Here is a 24,487-nt window from a genome sequence, read left to right on the forward strand (position 1 = left end):
GCTACTCACCTCCCTTCATCTGCGATTCCGCAATGGCGCGGTACACCTCGCAAGTCTCCATCAACTCGTCGTGCGTGCCCAAGCCCACGACCTCGCCATCCTTGAGCACCACGATCTGGTCGGCATGCAGAATGGTCGAGATACGCTGCGCGATGATGAGTACCGCGGCATCGCGCGTCTCGTCCTGCAGCGCATGGCGCAGGGCGGCATCGGTCTTAAAGTCCAGGGCCGAAAAGCTATCGTCGAAGATATACAAATCAGCGTGCTTCATGAGCGCACGGGCGATGGCCAGGCGCTGACGCTGACCGCCCGAGAAGTTCGTACCGCCCTGCGCCACCGGGGTATCGAGTCCCTGCGGCTGGTCGAGCACAAAGGTGCTCTGGGCAACCTGCAGCGCGTGAAGCATGTCGGCCTCGGTCGCATCCTCGTTGCCATAGCGCAGGTTGCTCGCCACCGTGCCCGAGAACAGCCACGCCTTCTGCGGCACGTAAGCGATATGCCCGCGAATCTCATCTTGCGAAAGGTCGCGCAGATCAACGCCGTCCAGGCGAATGGCGCCCTTCGAGGCATCGTGGAAACGCAACAAGAGCTTGGCCACCGTCGATTTGCCCGATCCCGTCGAGCCCACAATCGCCGTGGTCTGGCCACGACGACAGGCAAAGCTCAGGTCGCACAGGGTGTCCTCGTCGGCATCGTCAAAACGGAACGACATATGGTCGAACATGGCGACCGCGTCTGCTCCGTCCTTTGAGTCGGACGCGCCCGCGTCGAGCGTTCGCTCGCCATCGACGATGCTCGGCTCAATCTGAAGCACCTGTTGTGCACGGTTGAGGCACGCCGCGGCACGCGGCAACGTCAGGATCACCATCTGCGCCATCATCACAAAGAACAGAATCAGCAGCGCGTATTCCAACACGGCCGAGATGCTGCCAATTTGCATGGCGTGGACGCCTACGCGATTGCCTCCCACCCACAGCACCGCCACCTCGGCGATATTCATCAGAAAGAAGCAGGAGCTATCGAGACCCACAAACAGGTGGTTGACCTTGATGGCGTTGGCCGCGTAATCACTAAACACCTCGTCTAGGCGCTGCTCCTCATGGCGCTCCTTGTTAAACGCGCGAATGACGCGCACGCCCACGATGTTCTCGCGCAGCACCACGTTCATACGGTCGATAAAACTCTGCAGGCGCATAAAAATCGGCGCTGCGTTGGCGACCGTAAAGACTGCCGCCACCAGCACAATCGCCACGACTGCACCCAGCAGCGTACCCATGGCGGGATCGATATGCCAGGCAAAGATGATGCCCGCCACGGCCAAAAACGGCACCGGCAGCACCAGCTGAATCGTCTGCAGAATCGCCTGCTGGATCACGTTGATGTCGTTGAGCGAGCGTGTGATCATCGAGCCGGTGCCAAAGCGCTCAAAGTCGCTGGCAGACAGCTCGAGTGACTTGTCGTAGACGGCGTTGCGAATGTCGCAGGCCACGTTGGCCGCCAGGCGAGCCGAAAGATAACAGCCCAGCACCGCGCCACCGCTGGCCATGCCAGTCGCGATAAGCATGTACAGGCCGTTGCGCAGGATGTAGTCGACATCACCCGTCGTGATGCCGGTATTGACCATATTCGCCAACATCGTAGGCACCAGCAGCGTGCCGACGTTATCTATCAGCAGCACAAACAGTGTCACCGCAATCAGCCCGCGATACGGCCTCATAAACCTCATTAAGAGTCGCACGTCTCCCCCTCTTCTTGTTTTTCCACTTGGCTCTCAGCGGCTATCTGCTGTTTAAACGCCTCGCACTCCTCGTTGAGCGCGTGGGAAAACTTGCCGACCAGACGCATAATCTCACGCTGTTCCCAGGGTTCGAGCGCGCCAAAGGCACGCTGCTCGGCTTTAACCGCCGGCAACGCATGGTGCTCGGCGAACCGCCGGCCCTCATCGGTCAAACAAACGACCTTATTCTTGCGGCTGCCTTCGGCAAATTCCAGCGTCGCAAGCCCTCGCGCCGTCAAGGTTTTAATTGCCGAGTTAATGGCCTGCTTGCTATAGAACCATTCGCTCGTGAGTTGGCTCACGGCAACGTCTTCGTCCGCCGTGCTGATATCGACGAGCATCCAATAGGCGCAATCCGAAAGGCCGCAGGCACGCGCGAACTCTGAGTAAATACGGTCGAGCCCGTTGAGCATCCGGTCAAAATCGACCGACGTAACCGCGCAATCCATCTCTCCCACCATTCGATAGTCCGAATTTTGACTAATTGAGATTTCAGATTAGTCCGAGTTTTGACTATCGTCAAGGGCTTCATTCGCAGCGCGCAAGCTATACAACATATCGATAAAAAAGACCGCCGGCGCGGGGGCAGCGCCGGCGGTCATGAGAGGAAATCGATTATTTGCTGCTAGGCGGCGACAGCCTCGTAGACCGTAGCGCCCGAGAAGCTATCATGCAGGCTCTTGCCGCAGATCCAAGGCAGCTCGACGACCTCGCAGACCGTGTTGACCAGCTCGGAGCAGTCAGTAAAGTGGCCCTTATCGTTGAGGGCCTCGCAATCCTGAACACGCCAATAGCCATCGGTGTGCGTGATGTAGTACTCGTGATCGTTAATCGACACGAAAGCGCGCGTCTTGGAACGCAGCAGCTTCAGAAATCCTTCGAAATCGGTCTCGACGACATCTCCAGCCTGGAACATGATAGTTACCTCCTGGCCCGGCGCCACCACGGCGCATTGATAAACGTTGGTACTCCTTTAGTAAAACCTTTATCAGAGGTTATACGTTCGTCATTTAGGCAAGTGGTAAAAAACCGCAGGGTAGACGGGATAAAACGTTTAACCATCCCATTTGTTTGTCACATTCTGAAGGTACTTTTATGCAAACCTACTTTCCCAATTGGAATCTATCCTTTTGGCCGGGCAATTGACCGTCTATCGTTTGAGCCCGACGGGTATGAACGGGGCATCTGCAACGCCACTACAAGGAGGCACCATGGAGACTATCAAAGCGCTCATTCACCGCCGCAGCTGCCGCAAATACAGCGATCGTCCCGTCGAGGCCGAAAAGCTTGCACGTATTATCGAAGCCGGCCAATATGCACCGAGCGGCATGGGCCGCCAGCCGGTGACGTTTGTCGCCGTCACCGATCCCGCGACCGTCGAGCGTCTCTCGCAGCTTAACGCCCAAGTCATGGGTAGCAACGGCGACCCCTTCTACGGAGCCAAAACGGTTGTGGTGGTACTGGTCGACCGCAACGTGCCCACGCATCTGGAAGACGGCTCGCTCGCCATGGGCAACTTGCTCAACGCCGCCTATGCACTGGGTGTCGATTCATGCTGGATTCACCGCGCGCATGAGGTCTTTGACTCGCCCGAGGGCCTGGAGCTGCTGGCCAGCTGGAGCCTGCCCGCCGACGGCAGCCTGCGCGGTGTCGGTCACTGCATTCTGGGCTATGCCGAGGACACGCTACCCGAGCCCAAACCCCGCCGCGACAACGTCGTCTACGTAAGGTAACCCAAGAGCGTCATAGGGGTAGCTAATTTGGGACGAGGCTATTTTAGCCACCCCACTCGCAACTTATCTTGCCGATGGAGTTGTCGTCGTTTCGTTCGTGTGGGTCGTTTCGGCGCCGTCGCCTTGTTCGCCCTCGTCCTTTTGAGCGTCGGCGATGGTAGAGGCCGCCGCAACGATACCGCGCTGGGGCGCGACGCCCGTCTGGGTCTGAGCGCCCTCGACAATTTCTGTGCCTGCATGCGCGAGCTCGGGCGATTTAAACATCGCGTCCAAGTTGGCACCGCCGCCGGCGTAGCCAAGCGCAGCGAGTGCGATGACGATCACTGCAACGACGACCGCGATCGGAACATAACGATGCCAACCAGCCGGATTGAGTCCGCTGCGACGAGCCGCCCCGCGGCTGATGTAACCGAGCGTGCCGTCGTGCTTGAGCTTTGAGCCCACCACGCACTTGCGGCCCCACAACGAGGACTCTGCCTGCATGGCCAAGCGGGCGCTTGCCGAAGGATAGCCGTATTTAGTGCGCTTGAACGAACCATCAAACCCCGAGGCGTGTTTGCCCCACGTCACCGATGTCGTGCGTCGGTTGACCGGTGCGGCGCTCCGCCTTCTGCGGCTCGGTTTTGTAGTCTCAGCCATACGCCCCCGCACGCCGTAACCAAATCGAAACAATAACGCTTTGGACTGTAGCACACGCGTCGCGCGCGGTCACGGGCGCCTCGCTCAACGGTCATCGTCCTTCAGCAAGCGCCACAGCGTTGTTCGGCTTATGCCCAGCACCTCCGCCGCACGGGTTCGGTTGCCGTGGAGATGATCTACAACCAGATGCGCGATATCTCGCTCGGTATCGGCCAACGGTCGCAGGATATACAGGTCGCTTTCGAGTGTCGGGGCGCCAAAGGTTGCGGTCTTAATCACGTCCTCTTGGGCTAGCACTTCCTCCGCCACAGCGCGATCCACCGTGCCCGTCCCCACCAATATATACAGTCGTTCCGAGACCTCGCGGAGCTGCAGATAGTTGCGCGGCCAGCGGTAAGCATCGAGCGCCTTCGTCGCCGCGGCAGACAGCATGGGCGCTGCCGTCCCAAATGCACCAGCGAGATATTCCAAATAGCGCGCAACCTTCGTCGACGCGGCTCCCTGCTCGACGATTGCCGGCGCCACGCTCACCGCACAGGCGAAGCGCTCGGTCACAAAGGCGGCTTGATCACTTTCGCTGCCGCCCGGCATGTCATTCGCCGTCAGCACCACATGGCAGCGCGTCGCCAACGCGGTGTCGGCCATCGTGGAAACGAGCTCGCGAAGGCGCTGGGGGCCAACCGCATTCCAGCCCGCAATGCAAAGTGTCAGCCCCGTTTGGAACAACGGCGATTCGGCGCTTTTGAGCACGTGGCGCCAACCGCGATCGGTAAGCTCATCGAGCGCAACGGCAACAAAGGGTTGATCGGCAAAAGGACCGTCCAGATAGAGGCGCTTGGCGATCTCGATCTGACCCGCTCCCAGCTCGCCCTCGAGCATAAGGGGCACACCGCGCGCGTAGCTCTCGGCGACCGGCGCAGCTACCGAGGCCGCCCCCTCAACGATGCCGTACGCGCTCGATTCGTAGCGGGCCTCAACTTCGTCGGCGTTGAGCCACTCGATGCCCGCATGTGCCGCGGCGCCGCGCACCTCGCGGACCACGACGACCCAAAGGCCCCCACCCTCTTTGTCGGTGGGGCGAACGGTCAGACTCAGGCGCGTACCTGCACGTCCCATAACCAGACGCGCGCCGTCTCCTATACGGTCGAGGCGCTCAGCGACAAAAGCCGCCACATCCCGCTCAAGCGCCGCGTCATTCATGGTCGAAATCGCGACGTCCCCACGCACATCGATTGCCAATGCCGAGGCCCCGGCAGCAGCCAGGGCCTCGGTCAAGATGTTCAGCTTGGCATCGCTATCCATAATTTGCCCCTGTCCGCGGCGACGTGCAGCCGCCGACGGTCGCACGACCGAGTGTTTCAAAATTGAACGATATTGCTCACCAAACACTATAGGGCAGAAAGCGCCGACCTGCGAGTATAGGTGTTGCCCCGCATCGCCATCCTGGCGGGGCGATAAGAGCTCTTCGGGACTTATAAACCTGCGGACAAGCCATACCCGCAAGAGCTCCTATCGCTCCACCGTGAGAATGCGCTCACCAGCACGCAGCACGCAGCACGCAAATAAGCTACTTCTCTACCAGATTCCCAGCACGTGCTGCATCCCCAAACTCATGCACGCAATGCCAATCCAGCAGCAAAAGCCCAGCGCGATGGGCTTGCCGCCCTTTTTGACAAGTTCGACGATATCGGTATTAAAGCCAATAGCCGCCATGGCCATCACGATAAAGAACTTCGACAGCTCCTTGATGGGCGCCGTAATGGACGCGGGAAGCTGAAGCACCGTGGTGATTACGCTCGCCAGCACAAAGAACAGCACAAACATGGGAAACGCGCGTTTAAGCGAGAACGTGCTTTTAGCGTCGCCGCCGGCCTTGCGCGCCAGATGCATCTGCCAACATGCGAGGACCAACGTGATGGGAATAATGGCCAGCGTTCTGGTGAGCTTGACCACCGTGGCGCTCTCGAGCACATTGGCGCCGGGATGCATGCTGTCCCAGGCGCTCGCCGCAGCCGTTACGGACGAGGTGTCGTTGATGGCGGTGCCGGCAAACAGGCCAAAGCCCTCGTCTGTCAGCCCGAGCATACCGCCGAGCGTTGGAAACACGAGCGCCGCGATAACGTTAAACAGGAAGATGACCGAAATGGCCTGGGCAATCTCGCGATCGTCGGCATCGATGACGGGTGCGGTCGCGGCGATAGCAGAACCGCCGCAAATCGACGAACCCACACCCACAAGCGTCGCGATCTTACCCGGCACGTTCATAACGCGGCAGAGCACAAAGGCGATGACAAGCGAGGTCGAGATTGTCGCCACGATAATCGGCAGCGACTGGGCGCCCTTGGACAGAATCTGGGAGAGGTTCATGCCAAAGCCAAGCAGGATAACCGCGTACTGCAAGACTTTTTTGGACGTATAGGTGACGCCGGCGGCGAGCTGTTCGCGACGATTCTTGGGAAAGACGAGCGCCAGGACCATGCCAAAGAGGATGGCGAATACCGGACCGCCAACCACCTCAATTTGTTTGCCGAGCAACGTCGCGGGAATGGCGATGATCAGGCAGAACAAAACGCCTTTCCAGCGCTCGCGTACGATATTTGCCAGTTGCATATGGGATTCCTTCTTTCTATTTCACGTTTGCGACGGCTTATGATACGGCAACATTGAGCGCAGCCTTGCGCAAACACAGACTAAGATGCCGCAATAGTTCTCAGGCAACAGCCGAATTACCCACCGCGGAGAGCTGATTCGCGGCATAATTAACAACTGACATATGAGTTTGATAGAACAGTTGCGAGGCGCTATGGAAGAATCGATGCACGTCGGCGAGCAGGAAACGAGCCTACAGGACCAGTCCTACCACACCATTCGACGCAAAATCGTCTACCTGGACTACAAGCCGGGCGAAAAGCTGGGCGTCAAGCAACTTTGCGACGACCTGGATATGGGGCGCACGCCCGTGCGCGAGGCTTTGGTTCGCTTGGCGCAGGAAGGCCTGGTGCGCACCGTGCCCCAGAGCGGCACCTATGTCTCGCCCATCAACCTCACCCTTGCCGAGAGTGCCTGCTACATCCGCGAACATCTGGAAAAGCAGGTGATCGTGGAGTGCTGTGCGCGAGCCACGTCGGCCGGCATCGAGCAGCTCGACCGCGCCATCGTGCTGCAGGAAAAGGCCATGGCCGAAGAGGATCGCATCGGCTTCTTTTTGAGCGACAACCTCATGCATCACATGATTTTTAGCATCGCATGTCGCAGCACCGTTTGGTCGTGGCTCGAAGAAACCAATGCCGACCTGGAGCGCTTCCGCTGGCTGCGCGCCGCCACGCAGGTTCTCGACAATCAGGACATCGTGAACGAGCACAAGCAGATTCGCCGCGCTATCGCCGGTCGCGACCCCATCGAGGCGAGCTTTTTGGTCAGCAAACACCTGCATATGATGTTCCGCAACCAGACCGAGGTTCTGGACCAGTTCCCCGAGTACTTCGAGACCAGTAAGCTCCGCTAACCTGCCAAAACCACCACAAAGGGGACAGGCACCTTTGTGGTGGTTTCTCCGTACAAAAAGGCCCGGCTCCGTCTGATGACGCGGAGCCGGCCCTTGGTCGTTAGAACGGCGGAACATCCGCTACTCGACTGTGACACTCTTTGCCAGGTTGCGAGGCTGGTCAACGTCGCAACCGCGCAGGATGGCCACCTCGCGAGCGAGCAACTGCAGCGGGACGCTCGCCGTGATGGGGCTGAACACGTCGCGGACTGCCGGCACGCGGATGATGCAGTCGGCGATCTTGTCGATCTCCTCGTCGCCCTCGGTGGCAACGACGATGACCTTGGCGCCGCGCGCCTTGCACTCCATGAGGTTCGACACGGTCTTGTCGTAGGTGGCGCTCTTGGTGGCCACAGCGATGACGGGGAAGCCCGGGTCGATCAGGGCAATGGGGCCGTGCTTCATCTCGCCGGCGGCGTAGGCCTCGGCGTGCAGGTAGCTGACCTCTTTGAGCTTGAGCGCGCCCTCGTAGGAAATAGCGGCACCCATGCCACGGCCCACGAACAGCGCCGACTGCGCGTCCTTGCACAGCAGGGCGGCCTCATGCACAGCCTCGGTCTGGGTATCCAAAATCCACTGGATCTGCTCGGCCGTATCGGAAAGCTCGCGGAACAGCATGCGCGCCTGCTTAGTGGTCAAGCGGTACTTGACCTGCGCTAGCAGCAGAGCCAGCAGCGTCAGGCTCACGACCTGGCCGATGAAGCTCTTGGTCGAGGCGACCGCGATCTCCTTGTTGGCCTTGGTGTAGATGACGCCGTCGCTCTCACGCGCCACGGGGCTGCCCACCACGTTGGTGATGCCGAAGACCTTGGCACCTTTGATGCGCGCGTCGCGAATGGCGGCAAGGGTATCGGCCGTCTCGCCCGACTGGGACACGGCAACGACAAGCGTCGTCGGCGTAATGATGGGGTTGCGATAACGGAACTCGCTGGCCGCCTCCACCTCGGTGGGGATGCGAGCCCAGCCCTCAATGAGATTCTTGGCAATGAGGCCAGCGTGATAGCTGGTTCCGCAAGCGATCACGTAGACGCGGTCGATATCGTTGAGCTCCTCGAGCGAAAGGCCCAGCTCATCGATATCAAGCTCACCGGCAGGGGTCATGCGGCCCACCAGGGTATCGCGCACGACGCGCGGCTGCTCGTGGATTTCCTTGAGCATAAAGTCGGGATAACCGCCCTTTTCGGCCATGTCCAGGTCCCAGTCGATGTGGGTGACCTTGGGCTCGATAACGTTGCCGGCCTCGTCGGTGTACTCGACGCCTGCGGGCGTGAGCTTGGCAAACTGACCGTCCTCGAGCACCACGACATCGCGGGTGGCGTCGATGAGCGCGATGACATCGGAGGCGACATAGGCGCCGGTCTCGCCCGCGCCGACCACGATCGGGGAATCCTTGCGGGCCACGGCGATCACGCCGGGCTCGTCAGCGCACACGGCGGCCAGACCATAGGCACCGACCACGTGGGTGCAAGCCTCGCGCACGGAGGCCATCAGGTCGTGCGTCTCGGCATAAGCCTCTTCGATCAGATGCGCGAAGACCTCGGTATCGGTCTCGCTCTTAAAGTGGTGGCCGCGGCCCTCCAGCTCTTCGCGCAGCTCGGCGAAGTTCTCGATGATGCCGTTGTGGACGATGGCGATGCGACCGTCGCAGCTGGTGTGGGGATGGGCGTTAACGACGGAGGGCTTGCCGTGGGTGGCCCAACGGGTGTGACCGATACCGCAGGTAGCGTCGCTGTCGATGTTGGAAAGCTCGCTCTCCAGGCCCGCGACCTTGCCCACGCGGCGGATGACGTCGAGGTGCGCCGCGGCACCCTCGCCCACCTCGAGCGCAACGCCCGAGGAGTCATAGCCGCGATACTCCATACGCTTGAGGCCCGTGACCAGGATGTTCTTTGCAATATCAGAGCCGGTGTAGCCGACGATTCCGCACATAGGATAAATCCCTTCGTTCGCGTGACTGCAAGACGTCCACGCACAGGGGGCGCTGAGACGTATAACGTTCGAGTATTGTACTCACGCAAGCGCAAGCTGATATACCAGAAGTGGTATCTCAACTTAGATACCACCCGATGCACACATGCCCAGCCGGTCCAAACCACCACAATGGGGACAGGCACCTTTGTGGTGGTCGCGCTGGCAACGGCGTTTCCCCAGATAAAACCTGCCAAAATAAACCTGTCCCTTTTTGGTAGGTTTGGGATGCTACAATCTGCCTTGTACTTGAAACGCATCAAAGGGGCCGCTATGGCAAAGGTAAAAATCAGCGACGTCGCGCGCGAGGCTGGGGTTTCGTTGGGCACGGTTTCCAACGCGCTCAACCACCCCGAAAAGCTGCGCCCCGAGACCCTCAAGCTCATCAACGAGACCATCAATCGCCTTGGCTACCTGCCCAACCAAAGCGCCCGTCAGCTCGCGGGCGGCGCCACCAAGTCCTTTGGCCTGGTGCTCCCCCGTCTCGATCACGGCTTTTCGCTCCAGATTGCCAGCGGTGCCCACAACGAGGCACGCAAGCACGGCTATGACTTGCTCATCGCCAATGCCGATAACGACGACATTCTCGAGGACCATTACCTGCGATACTTTATGGGCACCCAGATGTCCGGCGTCATGGTTCAGCCCATGACATCCCCCGACTGGCATCCCGTCATGGCCAAGATGCCCGTGCCGATCGTCCACCTGGACATCCATTGCTCCGAGCCCGGCTACTATGTAGCGGCCGACAACGAGGCCCAGGGTCGCATCATTGCCGAACTCGCCATCGCCCGTGGAGCGCACCATATTGTCGTCGTCGGCCGAGCAGCATTTATGCAACTCACCCTGCGCGTCCTTGGCATTCATAAAGCGCTCGCTCTACACCCCGATATCAAGATCGAAGTCATCGACGCCGGCGAATGGAATACCGCAGCCGACGGCTACAGTATCGGTGCCCAGATTGCCGAGCGCCCTGCTGACGAGCGCCCCGATTTTGTCATCGGTCTGACCGACGTATTAGCCTCGGGCGTTATCTCGGCGCTGGTCGACAAAGGCATCTCCGTCCCCGAGCAGGTCCGCGTGGCCGGCTGCGACGGCAACCCCCTAGCATGGAGCGGGTCGGTTCCCCTTACCACCGTGGCGCCGCCGGGCTACGAAATTGGCCGCAAGGGCGTTCAATTGCTCATGGAGCAAATCGAGGATAAACCTGCCGCCAAGACCAAACGAGTCCGCATCGGCTCCGCCGCGCGTACCGTCACCACGGCCACGGCCACCGAGGACATTAACCGTCAGGAGCTCGTGCGCCCCTTCTTGCTCGAACGTGTGAGCACCCAAAAGGCCGAGCAGCACCCGACGGGCCCATCCGCGGCCCCAATAACCGACATCAACCTGGGCGCCTACCTGTAACAAAAAACGCCGCAACGGGAACAGTCCCGCTGCGGCGTTTTTGCTGGCCCCACGGGCCTTCTCCGTTTAGCCGGACCTGCGGCTACAGATATTTATGGAATGTAATCCATTTTTCATTAACTTTTTTGTTAAAATAGACTCAATTCCATATTTTTAGATATTTCCTATAAGTATTGATTTTGCTCCAGTTTTTTTCGCCAAGAAAGGGGTTTCATGAATCTGATTGATCGCAAACAGTACCTCGACTGGCTCATTTCGTGGAAAGACTCACACGTCATCAAGGTCGTTTCGGGCGTGCGAAGGTCCGGCAAATCAAAGCTATTCGAAATCTACCGTAGCTACCTGCGCGATCATGGAATCACAGGCGACCAGGTTATATCCCTCAACTTTGAAGACCTGGAGTTCGAGTCGCTTACGTCGTATAGAGCACTCTACGACTACATTTCCGCCAGACTCGTCCCCGATAAGATGAACTACGTTTTTCTGGACGAGATACAGCACGTCGAGCATTTCGAAAAAGCCGTCGACAGTCTTTTTATCAAGGACAATGTCGACCTCTACATAACCGGTTCCAACGCTTATCTGCTCTCGAGCGAGCTGGCAACTTTACTCTCCGGCCGCTACGTAGAGCTCAAGATGCTGCCCCTATCCTTTAAAGAGTTTTGCTCGGCAAAAACCAATGACGGAAAGGCTCCCGCGCAGTTGTTTGACGAGTACATAACCAGGGGCTCTTTTCCCTTTATCGCCGAGACGGGTATTCAGGGACCCCAGGCGCGCGATTATCTTATGAGCCTCTACGATACCATCGTCATACGCGACGTTATCGAACGCCTGAAGGTCTCGGACGTCCCGACCCTGCGCGATATCACCAAGTTCCTACTCCATAGCATTGGAAACCGGATCTCGATTAAAAAAATCTCCGACACGCTCTCGTCCAACGGCAACAAAACCGACCAGAAAACCGTAGCCAAATACCTCAAAGGCTTAACAGACAGCCTTGTGCTGTACTTTGCTCCGCGCTATAACGTGCGCGGTCGGCAGCTTCTTTCAACAAACGGCAAATACTACGCCGTTGACCTTGGACTTAGAGGCGCTCTCGTCAAAACCCAAAGCAGCGATATCGGTCATATCCTCGAAAATGTTGTTTATCTCGAGCTCCTACGCCGTGGATACGACGTCTACGTGGGCGATATCGACGGCGGGGAAATCGATTTTGTTGCCCTAAAGTCAGACGAGACAGCCTATTTTCAGGTTTCAGCCACAACGCTCGACGAAACTACCCTCAATCGAGAGTTGGCCCCCTTTAAGAAAGTCCGAGACAACTACCCCAAGACGCTTCTTACGCTCGACACGCTGTTTGCGGACGCGAACTACGAAGGAGTCCGCAAGCGCAACGTGATCGACTGGCTCCTGGAGTAACTTGTAACGTCATAACCCTCCGCCAGCTCCTTACCAAGGCCGCAGCCCCAGTCGCTTAAAGCACAATGCCCCTCTTATCGGCCAAAACAGCAATCTTGGCGTGATAAGAGGGGCTGACTGCGTCAGCGCCTTCACGCAGGCGCCGTTGCCGCCACCGTCCTGCGAGATCGGGCGCGGGGCATGGCGACTTGCGTGCGAACGCTAACACACGGCCTTGACCGCCGCCGTCAGATCGAACAGCGTATCGAGCACAGCCTCGCAGCCATCCACCACGTCCTGCGGCAGCGGCACGATGTCGGGAACGGCAAAGACGTGGCAGCCGGCCGTGATACCCGAGACGCAGCCGTTGCGCGAATCCTCGACCACGGCGCACTCCTCGGGAGCAAAGCCCGCGCGCTCGCAGGCGAGCAGGTACATCTCGGGGTCGGGCTTGCCGTGCGCGACGTCCTCGCCGCAGGTCACCGTCTCAAACTTGTCAAAGAGGCCAACCGTCTTAAGGTTGCGCTCGGCGGTAACGTGGCGCGACGACGTCGCGAGGCCCACGTGATAGCCCGCAGCCAGCAGCTCGCCTAGGCACTCGGCAGCGCCAGCCTTAAGCTCCAGATCGGTCTTGACCATCTCGTCGCGAATCTCCTTATGGCGACGATAGATTGCCTCAGCGGTTTCGCTGCTGTCGTAATGCTCCTCAAGGATGCGCATGACATCGGGCAGCGTACGACCGATAAACTGATGGATCAGCGCATCATCAATCGCGAATCCCAGCTCGGCCGCGCCCGCCTTCCACGCCTTGATACCCAAACGCTCGGTGTCGACCAGCGTTCCGTCCATGTCAAAAATAACGGCCTTGATCATATCGGTCCCCCATCTCTTCGCGCTGCTGTACTCCCGCAACTTTACCGCACCTGTAAACTTGTATATAACGTATATAGCATATTGCACTTTCGTTACATAGATAGAAGTCTTATGACAAGCGGCTCGGTAGGATTATAGTTTTCGACCGAGTACTCAACGGCAAGGATCGATTCATGCTTTCAGACACCACCGCACCTGCAGAGGGGCTTCAGGACAAACTCACAGCGCTCGAGCAGCTGCTTTTGGCATACGGACGCGTCGCCATCGGCTTTTCCGGTGGCGTCGACAGCAGCTTTTTGGCCGCAGTCTGCGCCCGCATCATGCCCGCCAGCACGCTTCTCGTTCACCTCACCACGCCGCTCATCGGCACGCCCGAGCAGGCTTCGTTTGAGCGGGCGATTGACGGGCAGGCCGATGAGGGGCCGCATTTTAAGCTCCCCGTGCTCAACCTCTCGGTCGATCAACTGCAGCTCCCCCAGGTAGCCTGCAACGACGCCGACCGCTGCTACCACTGCAAGCGCGCCGGCTTTACCGCCATCGTCAACCACGCCAGGTCGCTGGGCTTTCCCACCGTCATCGACGGCAGCAACGCAAGCGACCGCAGCGACTACCGCCCCGGCATGCGCGCCGCCCAGGAGCTCGGCGTGCGCTCGCCGCTTATGGAGGTCGGCTTTACCAAGGACGAAGAGCGCGAGCTGCTGCGCGCCTGGGGCTATCCCGTCTGGAACCTGCCGGCAGGAGCCTGTCTGGCCACGCGCGTCCCCACGGGCGAGGAGCTCACACGCGAGAAGGTCGATGTGATTCGCGCCTGCGAGGACTACCTGCACGACCTTGGCCTGGACCAGGTCCGCGCGCGCTTGGTCGGCGGCTGCATGCATATCGAGGCCGCGCCGGCAGACGTTTCCAAGATTGCCGCCCTCGGCAACACCGCGGTCAACGACGGGGGCAAGGCCCCGCTTCCTGCCGCCATCGAATCTGCCCTGCGCAACCTAGGCTGCGGTCATATCTCCCCCGAGGTCACCCCCTACATCCACGGCAACATGAATCAATAGCGCATCCCAAATAAGTTGCGGTGGAATAGTTCCTGTTTTGCGGCCTATCGGGCCCAAACAGGAACTATTCCACCGCAACTTCGTTTGATGGGCATTGACCCGCAGACCTGCCAAAAAGGGACAGGTTTATTTTGGCAGGTTTTATCTGGGAAAATGTCGCAAGACAACTGCCTCTCTAGCACCCCTCTAACTTCGAGAGGCACTTGAGAGGCGTCTCGGCCGCACCTACTTTTTCCGATAGCGGCGGTTACAGCTCGTCGATGAACCCATTACTTCAATGAGTCCTTTATCCGGCAGCATTGGCATTCCGTCTCTCTAAACCAATAGATTTATCTCTCTAACTTTAGAGAGATAAGCACTTTGTTTTAGAGAGACCTTTAGAGAGATATAACGAATTCGCTGCTAGATTACCTAAGGCTGTCTCTCTAACCGACTTTATCTTTAGAGAGACATTTAGAGAGACGAGCGCGACCCCTCTAATGAATGGAACACCGCAGCCGACAGCTACGGCATCGGCGCCCAGATCGCCGAGCGCGCCAGCACCCAGGCAAGCAGCTGCGTCGAAGCCACCGTCATCGACCTCGGCGCGCACCTTTAGCGCACGGCCTTGACCGCCGCTTTCAGATCGAACAGCGTATCGAGAACGGCCTCGCAGCCATCCGCCACGTCCTGCGGCAGCGGCACAATATCGGGCACAGCAAAGACATGGCAGCCGGCCGTGATACCCGAGACGCAGCCGTTGCGAGAATCCTCGACCACGGCGCACTCTTCGGGAGCAAAGCCCGCGCGCTCGCAAGCGAGCAGGTAAATTGCGGGGTCGGGCTTGCCATATGCGACGTCCTCGCCGAAGGTCACCGTTTCAAACTTGTCAAAGAGGCCGACCGTCTTAAGGTTGCGCTCGGCCGCAACGCGGCGCGACGACGTCGCAAGGCCCACGTGATAGCCCGCAGCCAGCAGCTCGTCGAGACACTCGGCGGCGCCGGCCTTAAGCTCCAGGTCGGTCTTGGCCATCTCGGTGTGTAGCTCAATGTTGCGGGCAAAAATCGCGTCGGCGGTTTCGCCCTTGCCGTAATGCGCCTCAAGGATGTCCTTAACATCGGCATTCGAACGGCCGATAAACTGATGGATTAACGCATCATCAATCGCGATCCCCAGCTCAGCGGCGCCCACCCTCCATGCCCTCATGTCCAAACGCTCGGTATCGATCAGCGTTCCGTCCATGTCAAAAATAACAGCCTTGATCATATCGGCCCCTTCATCGGCTTGCGTTACCGCAAATCTACTGCACGTCACAAACTTGTATATAACGTATATATCATATTGTACTTTCGTTACATAGACAGAAGCCTTATGACGTAACCTGCCAAAAAGGGACAGGTTTATTTTGGCAGGTTTTATCTGGGGAAACGCAAACAGGGCCGCGACACCTATATGGCGTCGCGGCCCTTTTCCTTGGAGAAGGATCGATTGATTGAACGGGATGACCGTTCTAGTCTTCGAGTCCGCTATTGATGAGCTCCGCAATCTCAACGGGATCGGTGCTTTCGCGCACCTTGTCACGGAAGTCGGCATCCATCAGCATCACGGCAGCCTTGGAGAGCAGACGCAGGTGCGTAGTTCCAGCTTCGCCGGCGGGCACGTACAGTGCGAGCGCAACATCGACGGGCACCCCATCGAAACTCGGCCACTCGACGGGCTCGGCCAGTTTGAGCACGGCAACGCCCGGCGTATGGATCGCGTCGCTCTTGGCATGCGGAACGGCAAAACCGGCGACGAGGCCAGTCTCGGCCTCGTTTTCGCGAGCAATAAAAGCCGCCTCTACAGCAGATGCGTCATCGGCAAAACCAAGCTCAACAGCCTGCTCGGACAGATAATGCAGCGCGTCCTCGCGCGAGGCGGCGGCGTAGCCAATCGTCACTTGGTTGGCAGATACAAACCCCATGGAAAACCTTCCTTACAACACGGACCTGACCGCGGCTTCGATGCCGTCGGCGTCCAAACCGTACTTGTGCAGCAAATCGACCGCAGGGCCGGACTCGCCATATACATCGCGCACGCCGACGCGTCGCATCGGCACCGGATGCTGTTCCGCGAGCACCGAGGCCACGGCCTCGCCAAGACCGCCGATAATCGAATGCTCCTCGGCGGTGACCACGCGACCAGTCTTCTTGGCGCTGGCAACCACCAGGCGCTCATCAAGCGGCTTGATCGTGTGCATGTTGATGACCTCGGCGTCGATACCATCGGCAGCGAGCGCCTCGGCAGCCTCAAGCGCCTCGGCGACCATGAGGCCACAAGCGACGATGGTCACATCGGACCCCTCGCGCACGACCACGCCGCGACCAATCTTGAACTCATAGTCCTCGCGGTCGTTGATAACCGGTGTTGCCAGGCGGCCGAAGCGCATGTAGACCGGCCCCTCAAACTCATAGGCGGCGCGCACGCAAGCGCGAGCCTCGATGTCATCGGCGGGGACGATCACCGTCATGCCCGGAATCGTGCGCATGAGCGCGATATCCTCGCAGCACTGATGCGTAGCGCCGTCTTCACCGACCGAGATGCCCGCATGCGTAGCGCCAATTTTGACGTTGAGGTGCGGATAGCCGATGGAGTTACGCACTTGCTCATACGCACGACCGGCGGCGAACATGGCAAAGGTGCTCGCAAAGGCGACGCGACCCGTGGTCGCAATGCCGGCGGCAAGCCCCATCAAGTTGCTCTCGGCAATGCCGGCGTCGTAGAAGCGCTCAGGGTGAGCGGCCTTAAACTTACCGGTCTGTGTGGCGGCGGCCAGGTCGGCATCGAGCACTACAAAGTCATCGCGCTCATTGCCCAGCTCGACAAGTGCCTCGCCGTAGCTAACGCGCGTGGCGACCTTCTTGACGTCTGCCATTAGAGCTCCTCCCCTGCTGCTGCGAGCTCGGCCATGGCCTGCTCAAACTGTTCATCGTTGGGCGCCTTGCCGTGCCAGCCCACCTGGTTTTCCATAAAGGAGACGCCCTTGCCCTTCACCGTCTCGGCGATAATGGCCACAGGCGAGACGCTCACTTTGCGAGCCTCGGCAAAGGCGGCGGCAATCTGCGCCATGTCGTTACCGTCGGCGAGCTCGATCACATGCCACTTAAAAGCGCGGAACTTGTCGGCAAGTGGCATAGCCGAGTTAACTTCGTCGATACTGCCGTCAATTTGCAGGCCATTATGATCGACGATAGCGACGAGGTTATCCAGGTCGTGGTTGCCGGCGAACATGGCCGCCTCCCACACCTGGCCCTCCTCGCACTCGCCGTCGCCCAACAGCGTGTAGACGCGGTAGCTGTCACCCCAGTGCTTTGCGGCGAGCGCCATTCCAACCGCGGCGGAGATACCCTGACCGAGCGATCCGGTGGACATATCGATGCCTGGGGTATCGTTCATGTTGGGATGGCCCTGCAGTCGGCTGCCAATATGGCGGAGCGTCTCGAGCTCTTCGACGGGAAAATAGCCGCGATTTGCCAACACCGAATACAGGCCCGGCGCCGCGTGACCCTTGGAGAGCACAAAGCGGTCGCGATCGGCCTTGTGAGGGTCGGCAGGATCGATATTCATTTCCTCAAAGTACAGATACGTCATGATGTCGGCTGCACCGAGCGATCCACCCGGATGTCCCGACTTGGCCGCGTGAACCGCAGTCACGACACCCTTCCTGACCTCATTGGCGACCTTCGCCAGCTCCTGGTTGGTCATACGAATTCCTCTCTTGAGAACAACCCCGGCACCGGATGGCGCGATGCCGAGGGCAACCCGGTCGTTAAGCCTGAGCGACGACCTTCTGCCAGTCAGCCTCAAAAGAGGCGAGGCCCTGGTCGGTCAGCGGGTGATGCAGGCACTTCTTGAGAGCGGCCATGGGCACGGTCGCGATGTCGGCACCAAGAAGAGCCGCCTGGGTCACGTGGTTGGGCGTGCGGACCGAAGCGGTGATGATCTCGACGGTGTCGTCGACGTTCTTGCCGGTCCAGTCATAGTTCTTGATGCATGTCACGACATTGTCGAGCTGCGAGATGCCGTCCTCGGCGATGTCGTCAAAGCGGCCGACAAACGGGCTGATGTAGCGGGCACCGGCGTTGGCGGCCATGAGGGCCTGCGTCGGCGAGAAAACAAGCGTCATGTTGACGCGCACGCCCGCATCGGCCAGGGCGCGGCAGGCGGCGAGGCCGGCCTCGCACACGGGAAGCTTGACCACGATGTTGGGAGCCAGGGCGGCAAGACGCTTGCCCTCCTCGATCATGCCCTCGGCAGTGGTCGCGGTGGACTCAGCAGACACGGGCAGGCCCTCGCAGAGCTCGGCAATCTTGAGCATATGGGGCTCAAAGTCGGCGAGCTTGCCGCCGGTCTTGGCGTACAGGGACGGGTTGGTGGTGACGCCGGCAAGGCAGCCCCAGCTCTTGGCCTCGGCGATCTCGTCAAGGTTGGCGGTATCGATAAAGAACTTCATGGTGCAAACTCCTTCTAAGGAATCCAAAACTCAAAAAATAGGACAAAGGGGATGTCCCTTTGTCCTATGTGCCGGGCCTGCAGCTGGGACATGCCCCAGGCCCGGCGTCGTGTAGGAAAAGCTACTTAGAGAGCCTTCTCGATGCGGCTCGTGACGCCCTTGAGGTTAAGACCGACGACGTACTGCTTGATCGGGCGCTTGATGTGCTCGATCACAAAGCGCTTGCCGTCAATGTCCTGGGCAGCGAGGTTGCGATAGAGCTTCTCGACCTGCTCCTTGACCTCGGGATCGTTGAACGCGTAGTGGCCGGAGACATCCAGAATCTTCAGGCTGAGCTCGTCGTCGGCCAGAATGTCGTCAACCTGCAGGTTGACATCGTCGCCGGTCATCCACTTGCGCCAGCGCTCGGTCTTGATGGCCTTGACCAGCAGCGTGTGATACAGATCGGAGGGATCGTCGCACAGGCCGTTGTCGACCAGAATCTGCTCGGTAGCGCAGAGCTTGAGGTAAGCGCGGGTCTCCTCGGTGCCGTACTGAGGGGCGACATTGGAAGCGGTCACGTGTGCCGGGATGTGCTCGAGCAGCGTCGCGTCGTCCAGGTAGTCGGCGTTGTGCTCCTTCAGGCCCACGCCGTAGCGCTTGGCCATGTCGGCGAGCTCGCGGGCATTCTTAAAGTTGTAATGACCGACCTGCTCGGTCCAACGGGTGAGCGTACCGGTCTGGCCGACGATAAAGGTGGGCATGGGGCAGCCGCGCTTCTCGAGCTCGGGCTGCAGCTGAGAAATGAACTCCTCGTACTTGTCGGTGGAGGTCAGGCCGCCATTGGTCTCCTCGGTACCGACCTCATAGGCAACCTCGGGCAGGTTATGCTCGCGACGGTACTGCTCAAGATAGTCGATAAGATCGATCGTGCGGCGAAGCACCACGTCGAGCGGAATAACCTTGCCGATCTGATAGGGGTCCTTGGTGGGGTCGACCATCAGCAGGTCAAAGCCTGCCTCCATGTCGGCGACAAAGGACTTGCGGGCGAGCTCCATGGCCTCGTCCTCGGGCAGGTGGGCGTTACGCTCCTCGTCGCGCTGCCACGGACCGCCGTGATCGCGGCACAGGTAGTACGGACCGGTATAGCCCACCTCGTCGGCAACCTTCTTAATGTCGGCGGCAAAGCGCGTCTGGTCCCAACCGTTGACGTAGCCGGCGCCCATCTCGTCCATATCGACCTGGTTGCGGCTAGCGATAAACATGGGCGGGAAATCCTCGTCCTTGGCAAGCTCGAACACGGCCTGAATCAGGTTGGGGCTCATGGGGCCAATGCCGACCATGGTTGCGTGATCGCCGCTGTCCTGCAGCTTGAGCATGCCCTGAACGGCCTGGCGGATGGTGAGGTTGGACATTTTGTTCTCCTTCTCCAGAGGATTTTTGACAAAAGTTCCCTGGGACCCAGATGTGGGCCCTATCAGTGCGGATGGATTTTGTTGTGTAGGGGCGGTTGTGCGGAGTCAAATCCATCCCTCCGCACAGCCGGAGTCCTTAAAGGTTTACTTGGCCTGCTTATCGAGCGTGGGCTTCATGGCAATCAGGATTGCAGCGGCGACCAAGGAGCCAATCACGATGTCCAGGCAGAACAGCGCGACGTTGTTGGTGGCCAGGGCGACAATAAAGCCACCATGCGGAACATAGCAGTCGATGCCCTGGAAGGCGGCAAGCGCCGCGCCCACGGCAGAGCCGATGCAAATGCCGGGCAGGGTGTGGCCAAGATCCTTGACCGCGAAGGGAATAGCGCCCTCGGTAATACCGATGCAGCCCATGAACAGCGCAGAGATGCCCATCTGACGGTCAGCGTCATCGAACTTGTTCTTGGCGATGAGCGCAGCGAGGCCGCAAGCAATCGGGGGAATGGCGACGGCGACGCGGAACATACCGTTGGGGCCGTAGATGCCGGAGGCCATGATGGCCATGGTAAAGGTCGAAGCGGTCTTGTTGATGGGGCCACCCATATCGAAAGCGGTCATAACGCCAATGACCAGGCCCAGGACGACGGCGGAGCCGCCCTGCAGGCTGCCGAGCACGCTGGTGAGCCAATCCATCACAAAGCCAAGCGGCGTGGCCAGGATGTAGATGTAAGCCATGCCCAGGACGAGCGAGGTCAGAATCGGGATGATCAGAATGGGCATGATGGTCTGGATGGTGTTGTTGACCTTCCAGGTCTTCATCCAGCGGACAAAGTAACCGCAGATGACAGCCATGATCATGGCGCCCAAGAAGCCGGTCGAAACGCTGTTGCCGCTCGGGGTGACGACGGCGTTGTTAACCAAGTAGCCCAGGACGAAGCCGGGGGCAAGTGCGGGCTTACCGGCCATCGAGTAGGCGATGTATGCCGCAAGCACCGGAATCATCATAGAGATGCCGGCCATGCCGATAGTGTTAAGGCTCACCATCAACGGGTTGGTGACCTCCATGCCGCTAGCACCGGCAGTACCGGATGCCAACGAGAAGGCGAGGAACACGCCACCGATAACGACGATGGGGATAAAATAGGAAACACCGGTATTGAATGCATTGAGCAGCGTCTTGCCAGGGTCGGCAAAGATGGACTGCTTGGACGCCGGTGTCGGGGCCTGCGGGGCAGCGGAGACGGCCTTCTTCTCTGCCTTGGCCTCGGCCTTGGACGCGTCAACGGCACCGCCCGTCGCCTTGATGATCTCGACAGCCTGGTCGATAATCTTTACCGGATCGGCGATTACATCCGAGGTGCCGACCTTGAGGAACTTGCCCTCGGCCATCTTCTGCTCAAAACGGTCCTCGTTCTCGACACCCACGTCGACGGACTCGAGCACCAGGTCGGCGCAATCAACGTCTTCCTGCGTGAGCTCATTCTCGATACCCAGACCACCCTGAGCCTCGACTTTGCACTCGATGCCACGAGCGGCGCATTCATCCTGAATCGCCTTCTGGGCCATATACGTGTGGGCGATACCCACGGTACAGGCGGCAACGCCTACGATCTTCATTGCTTCCCTCTTTTCATAGAGTTGCGTGCGCAAGACACCGTTTGCGGAGGCCTCCGGAGCATCCCCTGCCGTTTGGACTTGCTGTCTTTTCGACAAGACCAATATAGGTGCTCGTTTTTCTTAATGCCAGTTTATTTCGGTAAACGCGCAGGTCAGAGCGTTGGTTACGCTATTTAGTTATGCGTTTAACCAAAAATGAATCCTGCGATTTTACCCTCGATTTCAAAAGTCAAGAAGTATTTGATTTTCTCGGTAGACGGCAGATGCGCATGCCGGTCACAAATTTCGACCCCACCCGTATACCGCATTTGTTGCATACTCATATGAAAGGAAAAGGTCGCTCACCGAAGCGTATCCCTCACCAAGACTCAAAGTCATCATGTTGGAAAATGCTCATCTGTCGGAAGGAGTCGCTGTGGCAAAACAGCGCGTTACGATCGCAGACGTCGCTCGAGAGGCGGGAACCTCGACGGCAAGCGTCTCGTATTACCTCAACGACAAACGAGAAAAGCTTAGCGAAAAGACGCAGAACAAAATCGCGCGCGTCATTAAGGAACTCGGATACGTTCCCAACGCCCAAGCGCAGACGCTCACCGGCAAGCAAACCCACGTCATTGCCATCATCATTTTGGATAACACCAACAAATGGGCGGGGCTCGTTCTCAATGGCATGGAGCAGGTCATGCTCCCCGCGGGCTACCAGACGGTCGTTTGCACGAGCAACTTTAACCCCGAGACCGAGCTCATGTACGTCGACAAGATGCTCTCGCTGGGCGTCGATGGCTTTATCATCCAGCCCACGGCAAACTTCAAAGCCGTGCACGACCGCATTAGACGCGCCGGCAAGCCGGTCGTCTTTTTCGATGCGGCCATCTACAGCCCAGGCACCAGCTGGATCAAAACCAACCTCTACGACGGCGTGTACAATGCCACGCAGGCGCTTCTCGATGCCGGCTACGAGGACTTTTTCTCCATTGCCGCCAATATGACCGAAATGCGCACCCGCATGGAACGTTTTCAGGGATATGCCGAGGCATTAGCCGCGAATGGGCAGCTCTACAAAGCCATCCCCATCGACCACAACAAGCCGTCAATCAACGAGCTTACCGAGTACTTTAAATTCAAGTTTAATCCCGCCAAGCGTGCGCTCATCTTTGTCCAAAACCAATGGGCGCTCCCCCGCGTCTACAAGGCACTTCAGCCCATGGCCCATCTGCTTCCGCAGCAAATCGGCCTTTTGGGACTCAACTGCGAAGACTGGACTAATCTCACCACACCGACCGTCTCCACCATCATCGAGCCCGTCGACCAGGAAGGTCGCGAAGCAGCCGAGATGTTGCTCGCCCTACTTGACGGCAGCAGCGAACCCGGCGAGCAGCGCATTCTCGAGTGCAAGCTCAACTGGCTCGACTCCACCTCGATCTAGACCGCGGGACAAATTAATCAGGAGTGTTTGTCCCAAATCTTAAGTATTTGTTCGGCAGAACGGCCCCTGCCGGCTCCTGCTAGACTGGTAGATTCCCAACCGTCCATCCAGGAGCCCCCATGTCGCGCAAGTCCGCCTACAAGCAAGTACTTTCCATCGGCACCGCCGTGGTGCTGGGATTTGCGCTGTTTACAGGATCTCTCGACGGGGCACCCAAACTGTTGTCGCCGCAAAGCGATGAGCAGGCGGCGGCCCTGGCCGAGAAGCAAAACGAGAGCCCCAGCCGCACCGAGGACGAGGCTGACCTGGTCGCCCGCCTCGAATCAGGAACGGCAAGCTCCACGGATTCCGAAGGCGGCCAAAGCACCGACGATGGCTCCGAATCCACCACAACCGGCACCGGCGACGACACTTCCGCAGATAGCACTGCCACCCCCATCGACGAAGTCGAAAACCCCGATCTCGACCGCGCGCGCGGCGTATACCTCACCAGCATTCCCGACTACGCCGGCAACCCCTACGTTGCCCTTCGCGCCGATGGCACGCACCCGCTCGGCACACCGTCGTTCACGCTCGATGAATACGAGCGGGCCACCGAAGAAGGATGCTTTAAGAAGTTCTCAAAGCTCGACAGCCTGGGCCGTACCCGCAAAGCACTCGCCTGCATAGGCCCCGAGTCACTCGGACAGGGAAAGCGCGGCGATATCTCGCGTATCCATCCTGCCGGTTGGCACCAGCAGCGCTACGACTTTATTCCAGGCCAGAGCCTCTACAACCGCTGTCACCTCATCGCCTGGTCGCTCTGCGGCGAAAACGCCAACCGCAAGAATCTCCTCACCGGCACGCGCTATCTCAACGAAACGGGCATGTTGCCGTTTGAGGAGCAAATCCTCGGCTATATCCGCGACACGGGCAACCACGTGCTCTACCGCGTCACGCCCATGTATAACGAAGAGGAACTCGTCTGCCGCGGTGTCCGCCTCGAGGCGCAGTCGGTCGAGGATCACGGCAAGACGTTGTGCTTCCACGTGTACTGCTACAACCTGCAACCGCATGTGCAAATCGACTACGCCACCGGCCGCAACCAGACCTCGGGGGATTAGCCCCGAGCCACAACAAGAACCGATTTGCAATCCCCCAGGGATCAAAAAGGGCCGCTCCGGATCACCCAGAGCGGCCCTTGCATCG

General features: G+C 59.2%; 22 protein-coding genes. 7 read left to right on the forward strand and 15 right to left on the reverse strand.

The window, feature by feature from the left end; all coding sequences use genetic code 11:
* Position 1: 1 nt before the first annotated feature.
* The 3 genes from DW913_RS03755 to DW913_RS03765 form a co-directional block, all read right to left on the reverse strand.
* On the reverse strand, positions 2-1,726 hold the full coding sequence (locus DW913_RS03755) for an ABC transporter ATP-binding protein (RefSeq protein ID WP_117797632.1): 1,725 nt from the start codon (positions 1,724-1,726) through the stop codon (positions 2-4).
* A complete protein-coding gene (locus tag DW913_RS03760; protein WP_117797633.1) occupies positions 1,726-2,226 on the reverse strand; it encodes a MarR family winged helix-turn-helix transcriptional regulator in 501 nt (166 codons plus the stop codon). Before DW913_RS03760 ends, DW913_RS03755 begins: the two co-directional genes overlap by 1 nt.
* Before the next feature lie 176 nt (positions 2,227-2,402).
* Entirely contained in the window at positions 2,403-2,693 is a 291-nt protein-coding gene (locus DW913_RS03765; protein ID WP_118260475.1) for a CDP-alcohol phosphatidyltransferase, read from the reverse strand.
* A 295-nt stretch (positions 2,694-2,988) separates the two neighbouring features.
* Here DW913_RS03765 and DW913_RS03770 point away from each other — a divergent pair, with 295 nt between their 5' ends.
* Positions 2,989-3,510 carry a nitroreductase family protein gene (locus DW913_RS03770; protein ID WP_117797634.1) on the forward strand — a complete coding sequence of 174 codons (522 nt, stop codon included), beginning with the start codon at positions 2,989-2,991 and terminating at the stop codon, positions 3,508-3,510.
* A 63-nt stretch (positions 3,511-3,573) separates the two neighbouring features.
* On the opposite strand, the gene DW913_RS03775 is transcribed toward DW913_RS03770, so the two are convergent.
* The 3 genes from DW913_RS03775 to DW913_RS03785 form a co-directional block, all read right to left on the reverse strand.
* Positions 3,574-4,149, reverse strand: coding sequence for a hypothetical protein (locus DW913_RS03775; RefSeq protein WP_147349626.1), 576 nt, complete (start codon positions 4,147-4,149; stop codon positions 3,574-3,576).
* 84 nt (positions 4,150-4,233) lie between these two features.
* A complete protein-coding gene (locus tag DW913_RS03780; RefSeq protein ID WP_117797636.1) occupies positions 4,234-5,451 on the reverse strand; it encodes a helix-turn-helix domain-containing protein in 1,218 nt (405 codons plus the stop codon).
* A 273-nt stretch (positions 5,452-5,724) separates the two neighbouring features.
* Positions 5,725-6,759, reverse strand: coding sequence for a YeiH family protein (locus DW913_RS03785; RefSeq protein ID WP_117797637.1), 1,035 nt, complete (start codon positions 6,757-6,759; stop codon positions 5,725-5,727).
* 193 nt (positions 6,760-6,952) lie between these two features.
* Between DW913_RS03785 and DW913_RS03790 the strand changes: the two genes are divergently transcribed.
* Positions 6,953-7,654: a GntR family transcriptional regulator gene (locus tag DW913_RS03790; protein WP_050766156.1), complete on the forward strand. Its 702-nt coding sequence runs from the start codon at positions 6,953-6,955 to the stop codon at positions 7,652-7,654.
* A gap of 120 nt (positions 7,655-7,774) precedes the next feature.
* Here DW913_RS03790 and glmS read toward each other — a convergent pair whose 3' ends face one another.
* On the reverse strand, positions 7,775-9,622 hold the full coding sequence (gene glmS / locus DW913_RS03795) for a glutamine--fructose-6-phosphate transaminase (isomerizing) (RefSeq protein WP_117797638.1): 1,848 nt from the start codon (positions 9,620-9,622) through the stop codon (positions 7,775-7,777).
* A gap of 312 nt (positions 9,623-9,934) precedes the next feature.
* On the opposite strand from glmS, the gene DW913_RS03800 reads away from it, so the two are divergent.
* A complete protein-coding gene (locus DW913_RS03800) occupies positions 9,935-11,068 on the forward strand; it encodes a LacI family DNA-binding transcriptional regulator (protein ID WP_233541989.1) in 1,134 nt (377 codons plus the stop codon).
* A gap of 213 nt (positions 11,069-11,281) precedes the next feature.
* Complete coding sequence (locus DW913_RS03805; protein ID WP_117759248.1) at positions 11,282-12,487, forward strand: ATP-binding protein; 1,206 nt, start codon at positions 11,282-11,284, stop codon at positions 12,485-12,487.
* Positions 12,488-12,688: 201 nt separating this feature from the next.
* Here the strand turns inward: DW913_RS03805 and DW913_RS03810 are convergent, their stop codons facing one another.
* On the reverse strand, positions 12,689-13,339 hold the full coding sequence (locus DW913_RS03810) for an HAD family phosphatase (RefSeq protein ID WP_117759233.1): 651 nt from the start codon (positions 13,337-13,339) through the stop codon (positions 12,689-12,691).
* Positions 13,340-13,512: 173 nt separating this feature from the next.
* On the opposite strand from DW913_RS03810, the gene DW913_RS03815 reads away from it, so the two are divergent.
* On the forward strand, positions 13,513-14,391 hold the full coding sequence (locus DW913_RS03815; RefSeq protein WP_117797640.1) for an ATP-dependent sacrificial sulfur transferase LarE: 879 nt from the start codon (positions 13,513-13,515) through the stop codon (positions 14,389-14,391).
* Positions 14,392-14,985: 594 nt separating this feature from the next.
* On the opposite strand, the gene DW913_RS03820 is transcribed toward DW913_RS03815, so the two are convergent.
* From DW913_RS03820 to DW913_RS03850, 7 genes are all read right to left on the reverse strand, one after another.
* A complete protein-coding gene (locus DW913_RS03820; RefSeq protein WP_158566188.1) occupies positions 14,986-15,636 on the reverse strand; it encodes an HAD family phosphatase in 651 nt (216 codons plus the stop codon).
* A gap of 244 nt (positions 15,637-15,880) precedes the next feature.
* On the reverse strand, positions 15,881-16,333 hold the full coding sequence (locus DW913_RS03825; protein ID WP_117797642.1) for a PTS sugar transporter subunit IIA: 453 nt from the start codon (positions 16,331-16,333) through the stop codon (positions 15,881-15,883).
* A 12-nt stretch (positions 16,334-16,345) separates the two neighbouring features.
* Positions 16,346-17,284, reverse strand: a complete 939-nt coding sequence (locus DW913_RS03830; protein ID WP_117757860.1) for a transketolase family protein — start codon at positions 17,282-17,284, stop codon at positions 16,346-16,348.
* A complete protein-coding gene (locus DW913_RS03835) occupies positions 17,284-18,114 on the reverse strand; it encodes a transketolase (RefSeq protein ID WP_117797643.1) in 831 nt (276 codons plus the stop codon). The genes DW913_RS03830 and DW913_RS03835 overlap by 1 nt, the downstream gene beginning before the upstream one ends.
* Positions 18,115-18,178: 64 nt before the next feature.
* The gene (gene fsa, locus DW913_RS03840; RefSeq protein WP_006235616.1) at positions 18,179-18,862 is read right to left on the reverse strand and encodes a fructose-6-phosphate aldolase; all 684 of its coding nucleotides are present in this window, start codon (positions 18,860-18,862) and stop codon (positions 18,179-18,181) included.
* A 125-nt stretch (positions 18,863-18,987) separates the two neighbouring features.
* The gene (locus DW913_RS03845) at positions 18,988-20,256 is read right to left on the reverse strand and encodes a class II D-tagatose-bisphosphate aldolase non-catalytic subunit (RefSeq protein ID WP_055251764.1); all 1,269 of its coding nucleotides are present in this window, start codon (positions 20,254-20,256) and stop codon (positions 18,988-18,990) included.
* 144 nt (positions 20,257-20,400) lie between these two features.
* Positions 20,401-21,873 carry a PTS fructose transporter subunit IIC gene (locus tag DW913_RS03850; RefSeq protein WP_117582933.1) on the reverse strand — a complete coding sequence of 491 codons (1,473 nt, stop codon included), beginning with the start codon at positions 21,871-21,873 and terminating at the stop codon, positions 20,401-20,403.
* Positions 21,874-22,288: 415 nt separating this feature from the next.
* On the opposite strand from DW913_RS03850, the gene DW913_RS03855 reads away from it, so the two are divergent.
* Positions 22,289-23,299 carry a LacI family DNA-binding transcriptional regulator gene (locus tag DW913_RS03855; protein WP_233541990.1) on the forward strand — a complete coding sequence of 337 codons (1,011 nt, stop codon included), beginning with the start codon at positions 22,289-22,291 and terminating at the stop codon, positions 23,297-23,299.
* A gap of 119 nt (positions 23,300-23,418) precedes the next feature.
* The gene (locus DW913_RS03860; RefSeq protein ID WP_117797645.1) at positions 23,419-24,402 is read left to right on the forward strand and encodes a DNA/RNA non-specific endonuclease; all 984 of its coding nucleotides are present in this window, start codon (positions 23,419-23,421) and stop codon (positions 24,400-24,402) included.
* Positions 24,403-24,487 lie beyond the last annotated feature (85 nt).

Source organism: Collinsella sp. AM42-18AC, assembly GCF_003467965.1.
GTDB lineage: Bacteria > Actinomycetota > Coriobacteriia > Coriobacteriales > Coriobacteriaceae > Collinsella.